This is a genomic window from Enterococcus gallinarum NBRC 100675 (genome assembly GCF_001544275.1).
GTDB lineage: Bacteria > Bacillota > Bacilli > Lactobacillales > Enterococcaceae > Enterococcus_D > Enterococcus_D gallinarum.
In genome coordinates, this window is the sequence record NZ_BCQE01000002.1 from 1 (window position 1) to 16,943 (window position 16,943).

Annotated in this window: 16 protein-coding genes; 4 read left to right on the top strand and 12 right to left on the bottom strand. The window is 42.0% G+C overall.

Annotated features, from left to right (window positions below):
• Positions 1–104: 104 nt before the first annotated feature.
• The 8 genes from EG2_RS01165 to EG2_RS01200 form a co-directional block, all read right to left on the bottom strand.
• Positions 105–1,184: a M42 family metallopeptidase gene (locus EG2_RS01165; RefSeq protein WP_060813150.1), complete on the bottom strand. Its 1,080-nt coding sequence runs from the start codon at positions 1,182–1,184 to the stop codon at positions 105–107.
• 12 nt (positions 1,185–1,196) lie between these two features.
• Entirely contained in the window at positions 1,197–2,261 is a 1,065-nt protein-coding gene (locus EG2_RS01170; RefSeq protein ID WP_060813151.1) for a M42 family metallopeptidase, read from the bottom strand.
• A gap of 15 nt (positions 2,262–2,276) precedes the next feature.
• Positions 2,277–2,798: a GrdB-related putative oxidoreductase gene (locus EG2_RS01175; protein ID WP_060813152.1), complete on the bottom strand. Its 522-nt coding sequence runs from the start codon at positions 2,796–2,798 to the stop codon at positions 2,277–2,279.
• A gap of 13 nt (positions 2,799–2,811) precedes the next feature.
• Positions 2,812–4,158 carry a PTS sugar transporter subunit IIC gene (locus EG2_RS01180; protein WP_060813153.1) on the bottom strand — a complete coding sequence of 449 codons (1,347 nt, stop codon included), beginning with the start codon at positions 4,156–4,158 and terminating at the stop codon, positions 2,812–2,814.
• Between the two features lie 50 nt (positions 4,159–4,208).
• Positions 4,209–5,156, bottom strand: coding sequence for a N(4)-(beta-N-acetylglucosaminyl)-L-asparaginase (locus EG2_RS01185; RefSeq protein ID WP_060813154.1), 948 nt, complete (start codon positions 5,154–5,156; stop codon positions 4,209–4,211).
• A 158-nt stretch (positions 5,157–5,314) separates the two neighbouring features.
• Positions 5,315–6,616 (bottom strand): Sapep family Mn(2+)-dependent dipeptidase, encoded by a 1,302-nt coding sequence (locus EG2_RS01190; RefSeq protein ID WP_060813155.1) that lies wholly within the window; start codon positions 6,614–6,616, stop codon positions 5,315–5,317.
• A 12-nt stretch (positions 6,617–6,628) separates the two neighbouring features.
• Positions 6,629–7,357, bottom strand: a complete 729-nt coding sequence (locus tag EG2_RS01195; RefSeq protein WP_060813156.1) for a GntR family transcriptional regulator, LSA1692 subfamily — start codon at positions 7,355–7,357, stop codon at positions 6,629–6,631.
• Positions 7,358–7,377: 20 nt separating this feature from the next.
• A complete protein-coding gene (locus EG2_RS01200; RefSeq protein ID WP_060813157.1) occupies positions 7,378–8,220 on the bottom strand; it encodes a YitT family protein in 843 nt (280 codons plus the stop codon).
• A 232-nt stretch (positions 8,221–8,452) separates the two neighbouring features.
• Here EG2_RS01200 and EG2_RS01205 point away from each other — a divergent pair, with 232 nt between their 5' ends.
• Positions 8,453–8,884 carry an Hsp20/alpha crystallin family protein gene (locus EG2_RS01205; protein WP_003128269.1) on the top strand — a complete coding sequence of 144 codons (432 nt, stop codon included), beginning with the start codon at positions 8,453–8,455 and terminating at the stop codon, positions 8,882–8,884.
• Between the two features lie 369 nt (positions 8,885–9,253).
• Here EG2_RS01205 and yajC read toward each other — a convergent pair whose 3' ends face one another.
• Both yajC and tgt read right to left on the bottom strand, forming a co-directional pair.
• Positions 9,254–9,592: a preprotein translocase subunit YajC gene (yajC, locus tag EG2_RS01210; protein WP_005470213.1), complete on the bottom strand. Its 339-nt coding sequence runs from the start codon at positions 9,590–9,592 to the stop codon at positions 9,254–9,256.
• An 82-nt stretch (positions 9,593–9,674) separates the two neighbouring features.
• Positions 9,675–10,820: a tRNA guanosine(34) transglycosylase Tgt gene (gene tgt, locus EG2_RS01215; RefSeq protein ID WP_060813158.1), complete on the bottom strand. Its 1,146-nt coding sequence runs from the start codon at positions 10,818–10,820 to the stop codon at positions 9,675–9,677.
• A gap of 194 nt (positions 10,821–11,014) precedes the next feature.
• Between tgt and EG2_RS01220 the strand changes: the two genes are divergently transcribed.
• Positions 11,015–11,722: a DUF975 family protein gene (locus EG2_RS01220; RefSeq protein ID WP_003128265.1), complete on the top strand. Its 708-nt coding sequence runs from the start codon at positions 11,015–11,017 to the stop codon at positions 11,720–11,722.
• Between the two features lie 82 nt (positions 11,723–11,804).
• On the opposite strand, the gene EG2_RS01225 is transcribed toward EG2_RS01220, so the two are convergent.
• Both EG2_RS01225 and EG2_RS01230 read right to left on the bottom strand, forming a co-directional pair.
• On the bottom strand, positions 11,805–12,980 hold the full coding sequence (locus EG2_RS01225; protein WP_115241671.1) for an NAD(P)-dependent malic enzyme: 1,176 nt from the start codon (positions 12,978–12,980) through the stop codon (positions 11,805–11,807).
• A 38-nt stretch (positions 12,981–13,018) separates the two neighbouring features.
• On the bottom strand, positions 13,019–14,287 hold the full coding sequence (locus EG2_RS01230; RefSeq protein WP_228159341.1) for a 2-hydroxycarboxylate transporter family protein: 1,269 nt from the start codon (positions 14,285–14,287) through the stop codon (positions 13,019–13,021).
• 256 nt (positions 14,288–14,543) lie between these two features.
• Between EG2_RS01230 and EG2_RS01235 the strand changes: the two genes are divergently transcribed.
• Both EG2_RS01235 and EG2_RS01240 read left to right on the top strand, forming a co-directional pair.
• On the top strand, positions 14,544–16,082 hold the full coding sequence (locus EG2_RS01235) for a Spo0B domain-containing protein (protein ID WP_060813161.1): 1,539 nt from the start codon (positions 14,544–14,546) through the stop codon (positions 16,080–16,082).
• Positions 16,079–16,756 (top strand): response regulator, encoded by a 678-nt coding sequence (locus tag EG2_RS01240; protein WP_060813162.1) that lies wholly within the window; start codon positions 16,079–16,081, stop codon positions 16,754–16,756. Before EG2_RS01235 ends, EG2_RS01240 begins: the two co-directional genes overlap by 4 nt.
• Positions 16,757–16,943: the final 187 nt, after the last annotated feature.

Genomic DNA, 16,943 nt, shown 5'->3' on the forward strand with positions numbered 1-16,943 from the left:
AAAGAAAAAGAACCGATATATTTGATTGATTCTCAAATATATCGGTTCTTAGTATGATGGATACTGATTTTGGTTTTGCATTCAAACAGATGAACAATAACACTCTATTGTCCTATTTTGAAGGAGCGTATTTCTTCAGAGGTGATTTTTTTCAAAAATTCACTCAATAGAAGGATTGTTTGCAAATAATCTTCTTTGTGGATGATTAATCTTGAGGAATGCATATACCTTGTTGGAATCGATACTGTCATTGCAACAACTCCTGTCATTGCTTTATGGATGTTGCAAGCATCTGTCCCTCCAACAGTCATGAAGTCATGCCGATAAGGTAGTTTTTGTCTTGCTGCAATCTCTTCCATTTTTGCAAGCAGTTCACTATTACCGATCGTTAGCGAATCCAAAACAGAGAGTACAGGACCTTTTCCTAGCTCTAATCCCCCTTGATCAAAAGGTGTGTCTACAGCGGTAGTAACATCTAACGCAATCGCCAAATCGGGCTTAATGCTGTGGGCAGCTGTGCGGGCACCACGTATACCGACTTCTTCTTGAGTCGTTGCCGCAAAGTAGACATCAATAGCTAGCTCTTCTTTGACTAAAGCTTTCATGATCTCAATGCAGACCCCCACACAAACTCGGTCATCCCACGCTTTTCCTAGCAAGTAATTTGGATCATTCATCTCACGAAAGGCGGTCTTAGGTGTCACCATGTCGCCAATTTTTATTCCTAACTGGCGAATGTATTCAGCTGACGGGACCCCCATATCTAAATAAAACTCATTTGCTGGGATCACTTTATTCTTTTCTTCCGGCGGCATCCCGTGGGGCGCTCGGCTTCCAATAACCCCTGTGTATTTCTTGCCTTCCATCGTTGTAACACGCATTTCTTGTGCAGGCATGACGTGTCCCCACCAGCCGCCTACCGGTAAGAGTTTCAAATAACCTTCCTTGGTGATTTTTCGAACTACGAAACCGACTTCGTCCATGTGGGCTGACAACATCACTTTGGGCGCATTCGCTTTAGAACTCTTTTTTACTAAGATCAATGAACCAAGGTTGTCATAAAAACAGGAGTCAACTGCTCCTTCTGCATATTTCTTCACGATTCTGGATATTTCTTTTTCCCGGCCGCCGATACCATCGGCTTCACTTAATTCTTTTAGGATTTCTAAGTCTACAGCTCTCATAGGGATCGTCTCCTAGCGGTTTTCTTCTTTGAATGAAACAATCGCTGCTTCGTCTAAGTCTTTCAGAAAAAGATAGAGGGCTTGACTGACTGTTTCATAATCTTCTTGCGAAACAACTTGAGCTGCTGTGTTCATATTTCTTACAGGCATGTTCATAAATAAGACTGGACATCCCGTCCGTAATTTGTTGAACCAAGCACCGTCTGAGTCTTCTAATGAGAAATAATATTGATAAGGCAATGCTGCCTCTTCACAGATTTTTCTTAATTCTTCCATCGGCAACCGATTTGGCAAAACGGAAGGATCATAATATGTCAATAGAAGCCCTTTTGAGAGTTCTCCTTGTACATCGCCAGCATCTTCCTGATAATCCCAGGCTCGATTTGTATCTAGGATGATCGTTAGGTCTGGTGCAACCAGATTCGCTGCTGTTTGAGCACCTCTGGCACCGACTTGCTCCTGAACTGTACATCCAACATATAAATCAAAAGGGAAGCTGAGTTGATTTTCATAAATTTGACGTAACAGATCAATCGTTTGGCTGACAGAAATCCGTCCATTCCAATTTGGAGCGATCCATTCTTTTCCATTTTTGCTGACAGTAAATTTGGGCGCAAATGTCACCATATCTCCCAAAGAAACTTCTTCTGACAATGCTTCCTCTTTTGAAGAAAAACCAAAATCTAATAAAACGTCCTCTTTTCCCTGAACCTGGTTTGCTTTGTTTCGTCCTAAAATGACGCCTGGGTAGGCTTTCCCTTGTCGATTGTACAGGTGGACTTCCTGTCCTAATAAGCTATTCGGCTCGATTTTCCCCATTATCAGTCCGCGAATCAAGCCGGTTTCTTCGATTTTTTTGACAATAAACCCAAGTTCATCCATATGGGCAGTCACTAAAACAGTGGTTGGATTCTCTTTTTCAGATTTGATGACCCCATAGATCGAACCTAGGTTGTCATAGATGATTTCATCGCAGTAAGGTGCATAGTACTCTTTCAATAATTTAGAGATTGTTTTTTCTCTTCCGGAAATTCCGGGAGTTTTGACCACTTTTTCCAGCTGATCCATTTGTCCCATCTGCTTTACCACTCCTTAGTAACAATGTTTCTTGACATAATCCGTCGTATCTCGTTTCTCTGCTTTCAACTGACAAAGAGTCAACATTTCGTTCATTGCTTCTGTTAATCCAGTACCACCCTTTTTTGGCATTTTTACAATATCTACTTGATCTTTAAATCTTGTGATTGCCTCTTGGCATTCAATGGACATCGCCGCAACAGCCGGGATCTGAACCTTCTCTTCGACAACTTTCGCAACTTCAGCAGCCATTTCCCCGTATGTTTCATAATTAAAACATGGACCGCAAAGCAACACATCTGCGCCTAATTTCTGTACCATCGCGGCAATCTTCAAAGAAGATTCCTTTGCTTGCTTTCGATAATAGTCATCACCACAATAAATCGTGGCAAGAACCTCCATGTTCTTTTCCTTTAATAACTTTTCGAACATTTTGACAGACCCAATCGCTGTCTTTTGCCCCCCTAATGGCTGATCCCCATGTTCTTTCCCACCAAGTCCGGCTTGAATTTGATCCAGCAAAAAGATTATTTTCATTGTGATCCCCCTTCTATAACAAGTGATCGATGGAAATATCATCGAACGACAATTCCAGTTCTTCACTTTTGGCTTGTTCTGCTTCCCGTTCATCCTTCAGGTATTGCTTGTCTAATGCCATAATGAATGGATAGTAGATCAAACAACCAATGGCTAATAGAATCAATTGCCAGACGGAGGCAACCAGACTGCCGGTACTCAAATACCCTGAGAAGCCGATCGGGGTCGTCCATGGCAATGAAACGCCGGTTGTATAAGGAATGATTCCTAGGTTGGTTACCAATGTTGATAAAAGCAGATTAACCATTGGAACAGCAATAAAAGGAATAATAATGATTGGATTCAATACGACTGGCAAACCAAAGATGATTGGCTCATTGATCCCGAAAATTCCAGGAACGAGTGAAAGTTTCCCTAGTTCTTTGATCCGTTTTGATTTACAGAACAGGACCATGATGATTACGAGGGAAAGTGTAGAACCACCGCCGCCAAAGTTAGTAAAGAAGTTCGAAAATGGATCCGTGAAGATGTTTGGCAAATCTTTACCAGCTTGAAAGGCATCTAGGTTTTCCATGGTTAGAATTCTTAGGATCGGCGCAAATACAGAATTGGCTACCGCTGGACCATTGATCCCAAAGAACCAAAAAATCGTACAGGCTAAACTATAGACGATCTGTGCGGTTAATGTATTACCGGCTCCTTTTAATGGCATTTGCAAGACATTAAAGATAAAATCATGGACGGTACCAAAAGGGGTCATACCAAATAATATATTGATGACAAAAAATAAGAGCATGACTAGTGCGCTTGGAATCAGCGCAGCAAAGGATTTCGTTACTGCAGGTGGAACCCCATCAGGCATCTTGATGGTCCAGCCTCGTTTTGTTGTATAAGCATAAATTTCTACAGAAATAAGTGCGACTAGCAAACCGACAAAAATCCCATTTGTTCCTAAGTGATCAAAAGAAAGTCCGCTAACTGGATCAGCCACTCCTTCAACGATCAGCTTATTTGGTGTTAAAATCAAAAACGCAATCACGGCTACCGCTGCCGCTTGGATAGGATCGGTTTTCTTTTCCCGCCCATAAGCATACGCCGTTCCTAGACATGAAAAGAAGCCAACTGTATTAAAGACAGAACCAGAAACCCGAGTGACCCACGACTCCCAACCTGTACCAAACATTCCTGCCCAAAACTCTGACCACCCTGGTATTGGAAAATTTGCGAACAGTAAGAAAATCGATCCTACAATCACTAATGGTGTCGTGATCAAAAAGCCATCCCGCACTGCGATCAAAATTTTGTTCTGCCCTAACTTTACCGCAAGCGGCATCAACACATTTTCTAATTTATCGAACATTCCACTCTTCCTTTCGAGATCTTGCTCTTTGCAATCCTCTTTTTTTGAAATCATACCGGTGCTTTGATGCGTGCTTCATATGCATCAAGCCACTCTTGCGTGATCGGTGTGATCACCGTGGTTTGATCTGGACCAGGATTGGCCATATAAATAGCCGGTTCTTGGTCAGCTGTCGCAACGCTAAATGTAAATTCTACATTTGTTGCCACCCCCCATGCCCCATTTTTATCTAATGCAATCAACGAGAACGCACCTGCTTTGCCATAACGTTTGCGTAATCGTTCTTCAAACCCATAAACAGCCTGATCACAAGCATCTTGCGGCGAAAGGCCTTCTCCCATCAAGCGGACGATTTCATAAGAAAGACAGCCTTTCATTAAATCTTCACCCAAACCTGTAGCGGCAGCTCCGCCAATCGTACTGTCTACATAAAATCCTGAGCCGGATAATGGTGAATCTCCCACTCGTCCCTGTTTTTTCATGAACAAACCAGAGCTAGAGGTTCCGACTGCCATTTGCTGTTGCGTATCGAGAGCGACAACGCCAACCGTGTCATGGCCATCGTAGGGATCGAGGTTGGAAGCAGCGATTTCTGCTAATCGTTTTTCCCAGATTTTTTTTGCCCGATCGGTCAACATATTCTTACGTTCAAATCCAGCCAACATCGCGTATTCAGTGGCTCCTTGCCCTACTCGAAAGCTGTTGAATTTCTCATCACTCAATTGGCGTGCAACTGAGATGGGATTGGCAACATCGGTAATCCCTGCAACGGCACCAATCTTAAATGTTTCACCATCCATAAAAGCGGCATCCATTTCGACGATTCCGCGTTCATTTGGCAATCCGCCATAACCAACTGATTTATAAAATGGATAATCTTCCACTGCTTTGATGGCAGTTTCTACTGCATCTTTGCATGACGCTTGTGCTTCTAAAAGTTCTTTGGCTGCCAGTACACCATCATGTGCCATTCGCCAAGTTGCTATCATTCCCCACATATCTTTCCCTCCATCATTTGTAGCGCTTACAAGTATATTCTATATGGTATATACTAGTATGTCTATACTAAAAAACGAGTTTCTTTCAACTCTCATTGATTTATAAGAAACTCGTTTCGGATTAATTTTTTATTGTTGAGGGTTCACCCAGGGCATTCTTATTCTGTTAATGCTTTGATGCTGCGCATGTAGATTTCTAAATTCATCCGTAAGTCAGCACTGTCCATGTACTCATTCTTATTGTGTGCAATCCCTTTTTGACCAGGAAAAGACGGACCAAATGCCAAAATATTCGGCATTTTGCGTGCATAGGTTGCCCCTGTTGTGGTTACTGGTTTAGGGTCATTGCCTGTGACTGTGTGATAAATCGTCGACAGTTTAGCTATTTCGGTTGATTCTTTGTCTCGGCAAAACCCGGGAATACTGCGAATGACTTCTAGTTCGACACCGATAGGCAGTTGCCTTTTCAAACGGGACAACACGTCTGTTTCTGTAACAGTCACTGGGTAGCGAAAGGCAACTTCTAACACTAATCCTGTGAGAGACTTTTGCATCACGACAGGCGTCAAAATCAATTTACCAGAATCTTCATCAGCCAGCGCCAAGTCAATCCCTTCTCCAAAATGCTGCTGATGAAAGCTTTGGCAGATCCAACGAAAATAAGATTGTATGGTTGGAGGAATAGTTTGTTTCTCAGCCAGTTGGGCTGCCAGGATCGTAATTGCATTTTCTCCCAATTCAGGAGCATTGCTTGGAGAACGTTTCCCTGTGACTTCAAACTTCTGACCGGCAATGCTTACACTCAAGTCGTCAGGAACATGGTCTCGGAATTGATCGCCCTGAAACGAAGTGAGTTGCTGTAGTTCATCGTCTGGCAGTGGAAAATGGAGCGCTACAATGACGACGCCTCGCTCGCCATAGACTACCGGATACTTACAATCTGGCGTAAATCCGAAAACAGGTGGTTGCTCTGCGGCCAAATAATGAGGAACATCCGACATACCACTTTCTTCATCTGTACCAAAGATAATCCGCAGATTTTTTTTCGGTTGGTGTCCTAATTCTTTCAATAATTTCATCCCATAAAGGCAACTAATGATTGGTCCTTTGTTGTCTAGAATTCCTCGACCATAAAGGTGGCCATCTTTTTCACTTAAATCAAACGGCGGAAAATCCCAGCCTGAACCAGCAGGCACCACATCGAGATGTCCCAGGACACCGATGTAGTCCGCTCCTTCGTTTCCCCACTGTGCATAGCCGATCGCATCATCGATCACCTTTGTTTCAAATCCAAAAGCGGCACTTTTTTCCATTACCAAAGACAAAACTCGCCGCGTTTCCTTACCATAGGGAGCATGTGGCGCGGGTTCAGATTTGACACTAGGAACTTGCATGACTTGTTTGAGTAAGTTTAGAAAATCCAGCCAGTTTTCCTCAATGGCTGTGCTGATTTGATCCATTTTTGCCACCCCTTATTTTTGACGTACCAATGTATTTTTAAAGGTATATTTATCTGCACGATAAAAAGACGTATCGAACAAGATCGGTTTCGCAGAAGGAGAATACGTCATCGAATGGACGAGAAGCATTGGTTCCTCTTCGGATACATGCAATAGCTTGGCAATGTCCGGCGGACTTTTGACTGCTTCCACTTCTTGATGGGAATAACCAATCTCAATGTTGGCTTCGATTACTTCATATAAAGAAGACTCTAACTGATCTTGGGTGATTTCGCCGGACTCTTTTTCTAAATAACGCTTCAATACGTAGAGATTCTCCACCGTCATCGGTTCATCATCAAAGTAACGCAAGCGAGTCAGATACACCATGGGTTCTTTCCCATAGTTGCCGAACATCTGACGGATCTTCGTCGGTAATTCTTTCACTGTCTCTACTTGTAATACTTCGGTTCGGGTCTTTTTCCCTTGGGCTTTGGCCGTTTCGGTAAAACTTTGCAATCCGCCAGATCCACTCTGGATCTTTGGCTGCTTCATCACATACGTTCCTTTGCCTTTTTCTTTGACTAGGATATTTTGGGTGATCAGAAGATCGATTGCTTTGCGGACAGTTAGCCGACTGCATTGAAATTCTTCCGCTAAATCATAATCAGAAGGCAGCTTCTGACTCGTTACATAAGTGCCATCATTGACACGTTGGGCGATTTTATCTGCTACTTCCTGAAAAACGGCTTGTTTTTTCACTTGATTCCCTACTTTCTACTCTACCATTCATAAAATGGACGATTCGCACTCACACCAGAAGCCACACTAACAAAGGCCTGGTTGTCGACGGATTGAATCATCCCTTCAACTGTCTTTAATTCTTTTTGGGAGATGACTAAAAGTAACAATTTCTTCTGTTGATGATCAAAGCCCCCCTCAACATCATTGATCACTGTGATCCCTCGCTGAAGTGCACATTGTAATGTTGCAATGACACCTTCCGCTTTTTCGGTTACTACTAGTAATTGCACACGCCTTTGCTTGAGGTTCACGTAGTCTACCATTCGACCACTGATAAAGAAAGAGATGGCACTATAAAAAGCGTACGGCCAGCCAAAAATCATTCCGGCAACGAGTTGAAGACTGACATTGAAAAAGATAAAGAAACTGCCGATACTTTTGCCGGTCATTCTCTTCACTAAGATCCCTAAAATATCTAATCCTCCTGTGGAAAAATCATCGTTTAAAGTCAGACCAACGGAAAACCCATGGAGCACCCCGCCAAAAACAGCACAGATGACTGGATCTGTAGTCAATGTGACAACTGGGACCACCTTCATCATAACAGATGAGAGGAAGACAGTACAAACCGTCATAAGCGTGAAATCACGATCGATTTTGCACCATGCAATCGCTAACAAAGGCGCGTTAAAAAATAAGACCAACACAGGGATTGACCACTCGATACCAAAGTATACTTCCAAGAGCTGCGACAATAATTGTGACAGTCCAGTAATTCCACTGGCAAATATATTTCCTGGCAGCCAGAACATATTCAATGCGATGGATGATAACAGTGCATAAATGAGTGCAACAGCGAATCGTTTTATTCTTTTTGGCATAGGCATCTCCTTCCGCTTCAATCATAGTATATATCATTAAGTATATACTGTCATCAAGAAACTTATTTTCTTTAAAGAAATCGACTTTGCTGACCCATAGTCTTTCTCAGGATCGAGGGATAAAATTTATCCTGACATGTGTGCTAGAAAAAGGAGAGTAAAATACTTGAAAACTGACTAAATTTGACTAAAATAATAATTGGAAAGAAAATTAAAGAAAGGATTGATTATTATGTCACATGAGATTGAACCTCGTCGCTCAGATGCCTATAGTATGACACCTTTTAATTTCTTCGAAGATTTTGGTCGCAGTTTTTTTGATGGATTTAAAGCGAACATGATCAAAACAGATATTCACGAAAATGATTCGGAATATCTCGTTGAAGCAGAGCTGCCTGGTATTCCTAAAGAAAATATTCAAGTCACTTATGAGAATGGTATTTTGACGATTGCTGGTCAACATCAATCGGATACTACGACTGAAGATAAAAAAGGAAAACTAGTACGCAGCGAGCGTAGTTTAACAAGTGTCCGTCGCCAATATTTGCTAGAAAATGTCAAAGAAGACGACATCAAAGCTTCTTATTCTGAAGGTATTCTTAAATTGACTTTGCCAAAAGATGATCACGGCAAAGAACCTAAGAAAACTATTCCGATCGAGTAGCAGCATCACTTTTACCAAACAAACAGCCCCCTTAACAGAAATGCTTGTTAAGGGGGCTATTAATGTAGAAAAAGACCTATTCTCCATGCTTTGCTTGCTGATTTTTTTGCTCTCGCTAAAGAACAAGCGAAAATCTGGACAAGCGCCTCTCTATAAAAAAAGAGGCTGGGACAGAGGTGCTAAACTCCTAGAAATAAGAAGGAATACGCGGAAATTGCTTCTCAAATTTGGGGGTATTTCGACTTGTTTCCGAAGGAGTTGCTTCTGCTCCCACCATCTAGACGTGTTTAGAGCGTGGGACAAAAGTAAAAAACACTTTTGTTCCACGCTCTAGTCATAGCTGTCTTTGTCAGACGGATCGAAAAAAAATTATTCTTTTGTATCGTCTGCTTTTGTTTCATCAACAACATCAGCTGGTTCGATTTCAGTTGCAACAGATGCACCAGTACCAGGTGTCACGGTACGAATCGCTGCCCGATCGAACTCTAAGAAAATACCTTCACAGTCGATGACAACTGTACTCTTGTCTGTATTTACTTCAGAAAGAACGCCATGAAGTCCGCCAATTGTTACTACGCGATCTCCAGCCTTCATATTTTCCAATAAGTTTTTTCGTTCTTGTTGTTGTTTCTTTTGTGAACGGCTCATGAAGAACCACATTGCCACCAAAGCAACAAGCATAAAGAGCATTGGTAAAGATTGTGCCATTTTTTTCACCTCGATTTTTTTACTTTTCTATAGATACTTTATCAGAATCTGACGTGTATTCCTACCGTTTTACCAGAATAAATTAGAAATTTTTGGCATTTTCTTTATTGAAGCCATATTCTTCGAAGAAATGTTGCCGGAATTCCAGCAAGTTGTCATCCATGATCGCTTGACGGACTTGTTTCATCAAATTCAACAAGAAATAAACATTGTGATAAGAAGTTAATCGGATCCCAAATGTTTCATCACATTTGATCAAATGACGAATATACGCCCGTGAATAATTCTTACAAGTATAACAATCACAGTTTTCATCAATTGGTCGGAAATCTCGGGCAAATTGGGCATTCTTCACGACTAAACGACCTTTAGACGTCATACATGTTCCGTTACGGGCGATTCGAGTCGGCAATACGCAGTCAAACATATCGACCCCCCGAATAACGCCGTCGATCAGAGAATCTGCGGCTCCTACCCCCATCAGATAGCGAGGTTTGTGATCAGGGATCCATGGTGTGGTAAATTCCAAGACGCGATTCATTTCAGCTTTTGGCTCGCCTACTGACAAACCGCCAATCGAATAACCAGGAAAGTCCATGCTGATCAAATCTTGCGCACTTTGTTTCCGTAAATCTTCAAAACCGGCCCCTTGAATGATCCCGAACAGGCCTTGAGAATCTGGATTGGCATGAGCTTTCAATCCGCGTTCTGCCCAGCGAGAAGTCCGCTCTACTGATTTTTTGACATAATCATAGCTTTCATCGAATGGCGGACATTCATCAAAACTCATCATGATATCCGAACCTAGTTTGTTTTGGATATCGATAGCTTTTTCTGGTGAAAGGAACATTTTTGAACCGTTTAGATGGTTCTTGAAATGGACACCTTCTTCAACGATATTTCGCATATCTGCTAGTGAGAAGACTTGGAAGCCACCAGAATCGGTTAGAATCGGCTGATCCCAATTCATAAACTTGTGCAGCCCACCTGCTTCGGCCACTAGATCTTCTCCTGGTCGCAGCCATAAGTGATATGTATTACTTAAAATGACACCAGCGCCCATGGCTTTCAGTTCTTCCGGTGCAAGGGTCTTAACAGTAGCTAAAGTTCCTACAGGCATAAACATTGGTGTTGGAAAAGTGCCATGCGGTGTGATCAATTCACCTAAACGGGCACCTGTATGTTTCTCTTTCTTGATCAGACGATAACGAATGGCAGGTTGCGACATTCATTTCCCTACTTTCTTTATAGACTCGATTAACTGTGCAACGCTATTAATGATAAGGGTTGCGTTAGGAATTTGCAAGAAGGTTTCAGCTTCTCTTCCTCTTTTTCAAAAAAACTTTCCTTTCTTTGCTTTATTTTTTGTACAATCCATGCTCATTTGCTATCATGTTAAGCAGATAGAAAGGAGGTTTTTTTATGAAAACTAGAGGACAACTAAAAAGTGAAGCCAAATCCGTTCTGAATGGACGCTGGAAAGATAGCGTATTGATGTGTTTGGTCCCTACGTTGATCTCTATTGCTTTTGCTGTTGTGATCGTAGTGATTGTTGTGTTGCCTTTGATGGCATTAAGCCAAAATGGTGCCTTTGATAGTCAATCCATCAATGAAGCGTCGAACTCAACTGGCGGTAGTGGCGGTGGCTTGATCAGCGGATTATTCTCAGCGTTGTTTGGTGCCGGGATTTCTTGGACATTCCTTGATTTGTTACGCGGCAATAAGCAAGAGATTCGTCCATTTTCTGATGTCTTTCGTGGATTTAGCGGTGTATTCGCACTTGGTATCATTGTCATCTATATTTTATCAACGATTTTCGTTAGTTTATGGGCATTATTATTTGTGATTCCAGGAATCATCAAATCCTATTCTTACTCACAAGCATACTTCATCTACTATGATACCTATGAGCAAACAGGTACACGGCCAGATTTTCTTGCTTGCATCACGGCTAGTCGCCGATTGATGAAAGGGTATAAAGGAAAACTGTTCTTACTTGATTTGAGTTTTATTGGCTGGCATATTCTGGCCATTATCACAGCTGGTATCGGGTATCTTTGGTTGACACCTTATATCAGTGCTACCAAAGCAGCCTTTTATGAAAACTTGCCAAAACAGACATTAGCTTAAAAAAAGGACCTTACTTTGACATATCAAAGTAAGGTCTTTTTTGATTGAATGAAAAATTGTTCTCAACGCAATGTTTCTTCCGTTAATTGACACGTTTTGCTCCCACAGCATCTTTGACTGAATTCGCAACGATCTTGGCTACTCCTTCTTGGAAAGCATCCGGAATAATGTTTGTTGGTGACAGCTCCTCGTCTGGGATCAAGCTAGCAATTCCTTTGGCTGCGGCAATCTGCATCTCAACCGTGATTTTGCGGGCTTGAGCATCTAAAGCCCCACGGAAAATACCAGGAAAAGCCAACACATTGTTGATTTGGTTAGGAAAATCACTGCGTCCAGTACCAACGATATAGGCACCTCCTGCTAAGGCTTCGTCTGGGAAGATTTCCGGTACTGGATTAGCCATAGCAAAAATCACAGGCTTATCTCCCATCTCAGCGATCCATTCCTTCTTTAGTGCTCCTGGAGCAGAAACACCAATGAAGATATCGGCACCTTTCAATGCTGTCTGCAAATCACCAGAAAGATGGTCACGGTTTGTCACTTTAGCAATCTCTGCATGATGAGGTGGTAACTGATCATTTTCTTCATTCAAGATCCCCACCTTGTCTACGACAATGACATTTTTTGCACCAGCTGCCAAAAACTTACGGGTAATAGAAAGCCCAGCAGAACCACCGCCATTGACAACGATTTTGGCTTCTTCTAGTGATTTGCCAATCAATTTCAGACTGTTGAAAGCAGCCGCTAAAACAACTATTGCCGTCCCATGCTGGTCATCGTGGAAAATCGGGATCGCACACTCTTCGATCAGCCGCTGTTCGATTTCGAAGCAACGCGGTGCACTGATATCTTCTAAGTTGATTCCACCAAAGGTCGGTGCGATTGCTTTGACGATCGCAATGATCTCTTCTGTTTCTTGAGTGTCTAAGACGATAGGAATAGCATCAACATCTGCAAATCGCTTGAACAAAGCGGCTTTCCCTTCCATGACCGGCATTGCTGCTTCTGCTCCAATATTACCAAGACCTAGCACAGCAGAACCATCGCTTACAACAGCGACTGTGTTTTTCTTTGTTGTCAATGAATAGGCCAGCTGTTTGTCTTCTGCGATTGCGGAAGATACGGCAGCGACACCCGGAGTGTAGGCAATGCTTAAGTCTCTTCGATTCTCAATCGCCACTTTTGATACTACTTCCAATTTCCCGCCATGTTCTTTGGCTTGTCGCAAAGCAATTTCTTTTACATCTTCTGACATGATTCGTTCCTCCAATAGTTGATCGTTTTTTCTATTTTTTATTAAAAAATCATTCGTAAGATTGCGGTCATGGCAATCACTGTGATGGCGCCGCCTAAACGGGTAGCTACTTGGGCAAAAGGCATCAAGTTCATACGGTCAGCGGTACTTAAGATCGCTACGTCTCCTGTGCCTCCCATACCGCTTTGACAAGCAGAAATAATCGCGGCTTCGATGGGATACATGTTCATGAACCGTGATACGACGAACCCGGTGGCAATTACCGTGAATACCACACTGATGACGACTAAGAAATAAGGGACACTCAGTGTTCCCACAACGTCTTTCAATGGAATATACAACAATCCTAAACCAGCCATCAATGGGAAAGTAAAGTTGCCGGAAATAAATTTATACAATTGTTTGGAGCCATGTTGTGTTTCTGCCGGCACCACATTCAAGTATTTCAAAAAAGCGGCTAAGACAATCATCAATACAGGACCAGGAAACCCAGTCAAATGCTGCAGTAAACTACCAGCAATGAACAGTGTACACGCGGTCAGCACACCAGCGCCCATTTTCTTGATATCAAAAGCGCCGGAATCATCTTTTAACGCATCTGCCATGTCATCATCATTTTTCATTTTGACCAATTGTCCACCTCCAGAAAGATCTGGTCGTTTTTCTCCCCAGCGAGAGAGCAATGCGGTACACATGATCGCGAAGAAATTACCAATGATCGTTGCTGGAATCAGTTGTGCGACCAGCTGTTCACTCCCCATACCAGTAATGGCACTGTAGCCTAGTGATAAAGGCAAGATTCCTTCACCGATCCCGCCAGCTAACACTGGCGTAACGATGAAAAACAATGTATGTTGCCATTCTAAACCTAATAATACCCCAACTAGCGTGCCAACACCCATGGCGCAGATCATCCCGATCATCATGGGAATAATCATCCGCATCAAACCTTGGACTAAGATTTTGCGATTCATCCCTAAAATACTGCCACAAACTAAACAAGCAATATAAAAATATAAGAAGTTGGCTTGCTTCATCAAAATATCGGCAGACTCAAGAATATTCGGATTGACTAAGTTGAAGAAAACCAAAATAGATGGAACCAATAAAGATAAAATTGCCGGACCACCGAAATTCTTGATAAGAGGAATATTGGCACCAATCGTTCCTAATAACCACCCTAAAGTCAAAATGACTGCAAAACCACCTAGCATATTTACGGGTAATTGTTGTAACAGACCCGTGACTACGATGACTGTTGATAAAACAATGTATACTGGCAGCGGAACTGATCCAATTTTGATTTTCATCCACCGATCAATTAGCTTCTCTTCTTTTGCTTTCGATTCAACCTGTTCTCTCACCACATGGGGTTCGATATGCTTTTCCATTTTGCTTTCCTCCTAAATTGATCTACTAGTTCTACGAGTACCTCGTTACACACAGATTAAAGCAAGCGTTTTCTTTTTCGTAGTTTATTTAATTATTTTAAGTATTTAAATTAATTAAAGCGCCTTTAGGGATTCCGCCGCTATGTTATAATTTACGAATAAAGGGGGAAATTTAGTGAAAAAAGGGTTACGGTTATGGGGGGTATTGACTTTAGTCTTTACGATCGTCTTACTCATTGTCACTTCCATTCTTTATGGTTTAGTCCTTATTCAAAATTCCACATTTATTCGCTCCAACGAAGAACACCTGCTCTTGTCCGTCGGTAAACAGCTGGCGATCGATCCACAAGTGACTACCGCTTTGGAAGAAGGACGTTCCAACGATCAATTGGAAGCTTACACAAATGAAGTGACACAAATACACGGGTTGGATTTCGTGGTAGTTATGGATATGCAAGCCATTCGTTTGACTCATCCAGATGAGACCCAAATTGGCAAACACTTCGAAGGCGGCGATGAAGTCACCGCATTGGAAGGAAAAGAACACGTTTCTGTCAGCGAAGGAACATTGGGTCGCTCGTTGCGGGGATTCGTTCCCGTTTATTCCCTCACTGAATCGCAAAAACAAATCGGTGTAGTAGCTTTAGGGATCCGTATGCAGTCCTTGAGTGCTTTAGTAAAGAGTTCTCGGGAAGGGTATCTACTTGCCTTAGCATTAAGTATCACAATCGCCGCCTTTGTAGCAACTGGACTTGCCTATTATTTGAAACGACAACTTCATAATTTAGAACCAAAAGAAATCTCACGTCTCTTTGAAGAACGCAATGCCATGTTGGAAGAAACCAAAGATGCGGTCATTGTATTGGATTTGAACCAGCAAATCAATTTGGCAAATATCGCCGCCAACGAGCTTTACCAAAAGAACAGTGGACAAAATGACTCCTTGGTCGGCAAACATTTGCAGGATTTGATCTTGCAGACCAATGCTGTAGACTTGGAGCGAAATGTTGAACAGCTCTATCGGCAAAATGGACAGGATTTTCTTTTTTCCTCTGCACCGATCAATGTGGATCAGAAACGAATCGGTTGGATCGTGTTTTTGCGCAATGCGACAGAATCGTTATTCGTCATGGATCAGTTAGCCAATACTACCGCTTATGCCAGTGCGCTGCAGTCTCAGTCCCATGAGTTTATGAATAAACTGCATGTGATCTATGGACTCGCTGATTTAAAAGCCTATGATGAATTGAAAATTTATCTGGATGATATTTTGACTCCAGAAAAAGAGTTCTCTCATCGCTTGTCTTTTTTAGTTCAGAATCCGCAAGTTGCTGGATTTTTGATTGGCGAACGTCAAAAGTTCTTTGAGCGTAAAATCCACTTGATGATCGAGATTTCACCAGAAATTCCCGCCAATTCGCAAGAAGCTGAAACAAAATCGTTGATCGATCTTTACCGGTATATTCATCATGTTTTGTTGCAACTGACCACCATAGAAGATTTGCGGATCGAGATCCATCATGAAGCAGGCCTGCTGACAACGACCTATACCATTCAGCTGACCACAACGGATCAGCAGCAATTGCAGGATAGTTTTCACAGCAACTATTTCCAACAAATGTTAAAAGATTACCAGGCAGAGTTTTTGATAGAAGAACAACCTAACTTTGTCGTTCTCCAATTACAAACGCATTATCATGGGGTGATAAAATGAAACCATTACATGGATTAATTGTCGAAGATGACCCAATGGTGGAATTTATCCATCGAAATTATTTAGAAAAAATCGGCAGATTTCAAGAAATCTATTCGGCAGCTGCTGTGACAGACGCTGAACACTTACTACAAAACAAACAAGTTGATTTAGTGCTGCTAGATGTCCATTTGAAAAACGGCAACGGCTTAGACTTGCTCCAAGAGATCCGGAACTCTCAGCAAGCCATCGAAGTGATCTTAATCACAGCAGCCAATGAGACACAAACTATTCAGCATGGACTACATTTAGGTGTTCTGGACTATCTCGTCAAGCCATTTACCTATGAACGTTTCCGGCAAAGTATCGAACTGTTTCTAAAACGGCAAGAAGCTTTGGAACAAGGCAGTCTTGCCCAAGAAGCCATTGATCAAATAATGGTTGCAAAGAAGAGTCCCGAGCCATCCCTTACAGAACTGGATAAAGGACTCTCTCCTGATACCATGGATCGCATCAAAGCGGCTATCCAAACATTTCCAGACACTTTTACGATCCCGGATTTGGTAGAGATCAGCGGATTTTCTCATGTCTCAGTCCGTAAATACATGCTTTACTTAGAAAAAAATAACTATGTCACCAGTCAGATTATCTATACCAAAATCGGACGCCCTTATAAAGTTTACCAACGATCCTAACAATTGGTGAACTCTCTAGGAACGTCAACGAGTGGTTGCTGATTTGCTAATTATTAAATAAACGATGTTTTAGTAAGTCAGCTTTTTAGATTTTAAATTGTGAATTGATCGGTATACTTTGTATACCCTACCTATTTGCAAACGCTTCCTAAATATGCTATAGTATAGATGTAAGGAAGGTAGCAAC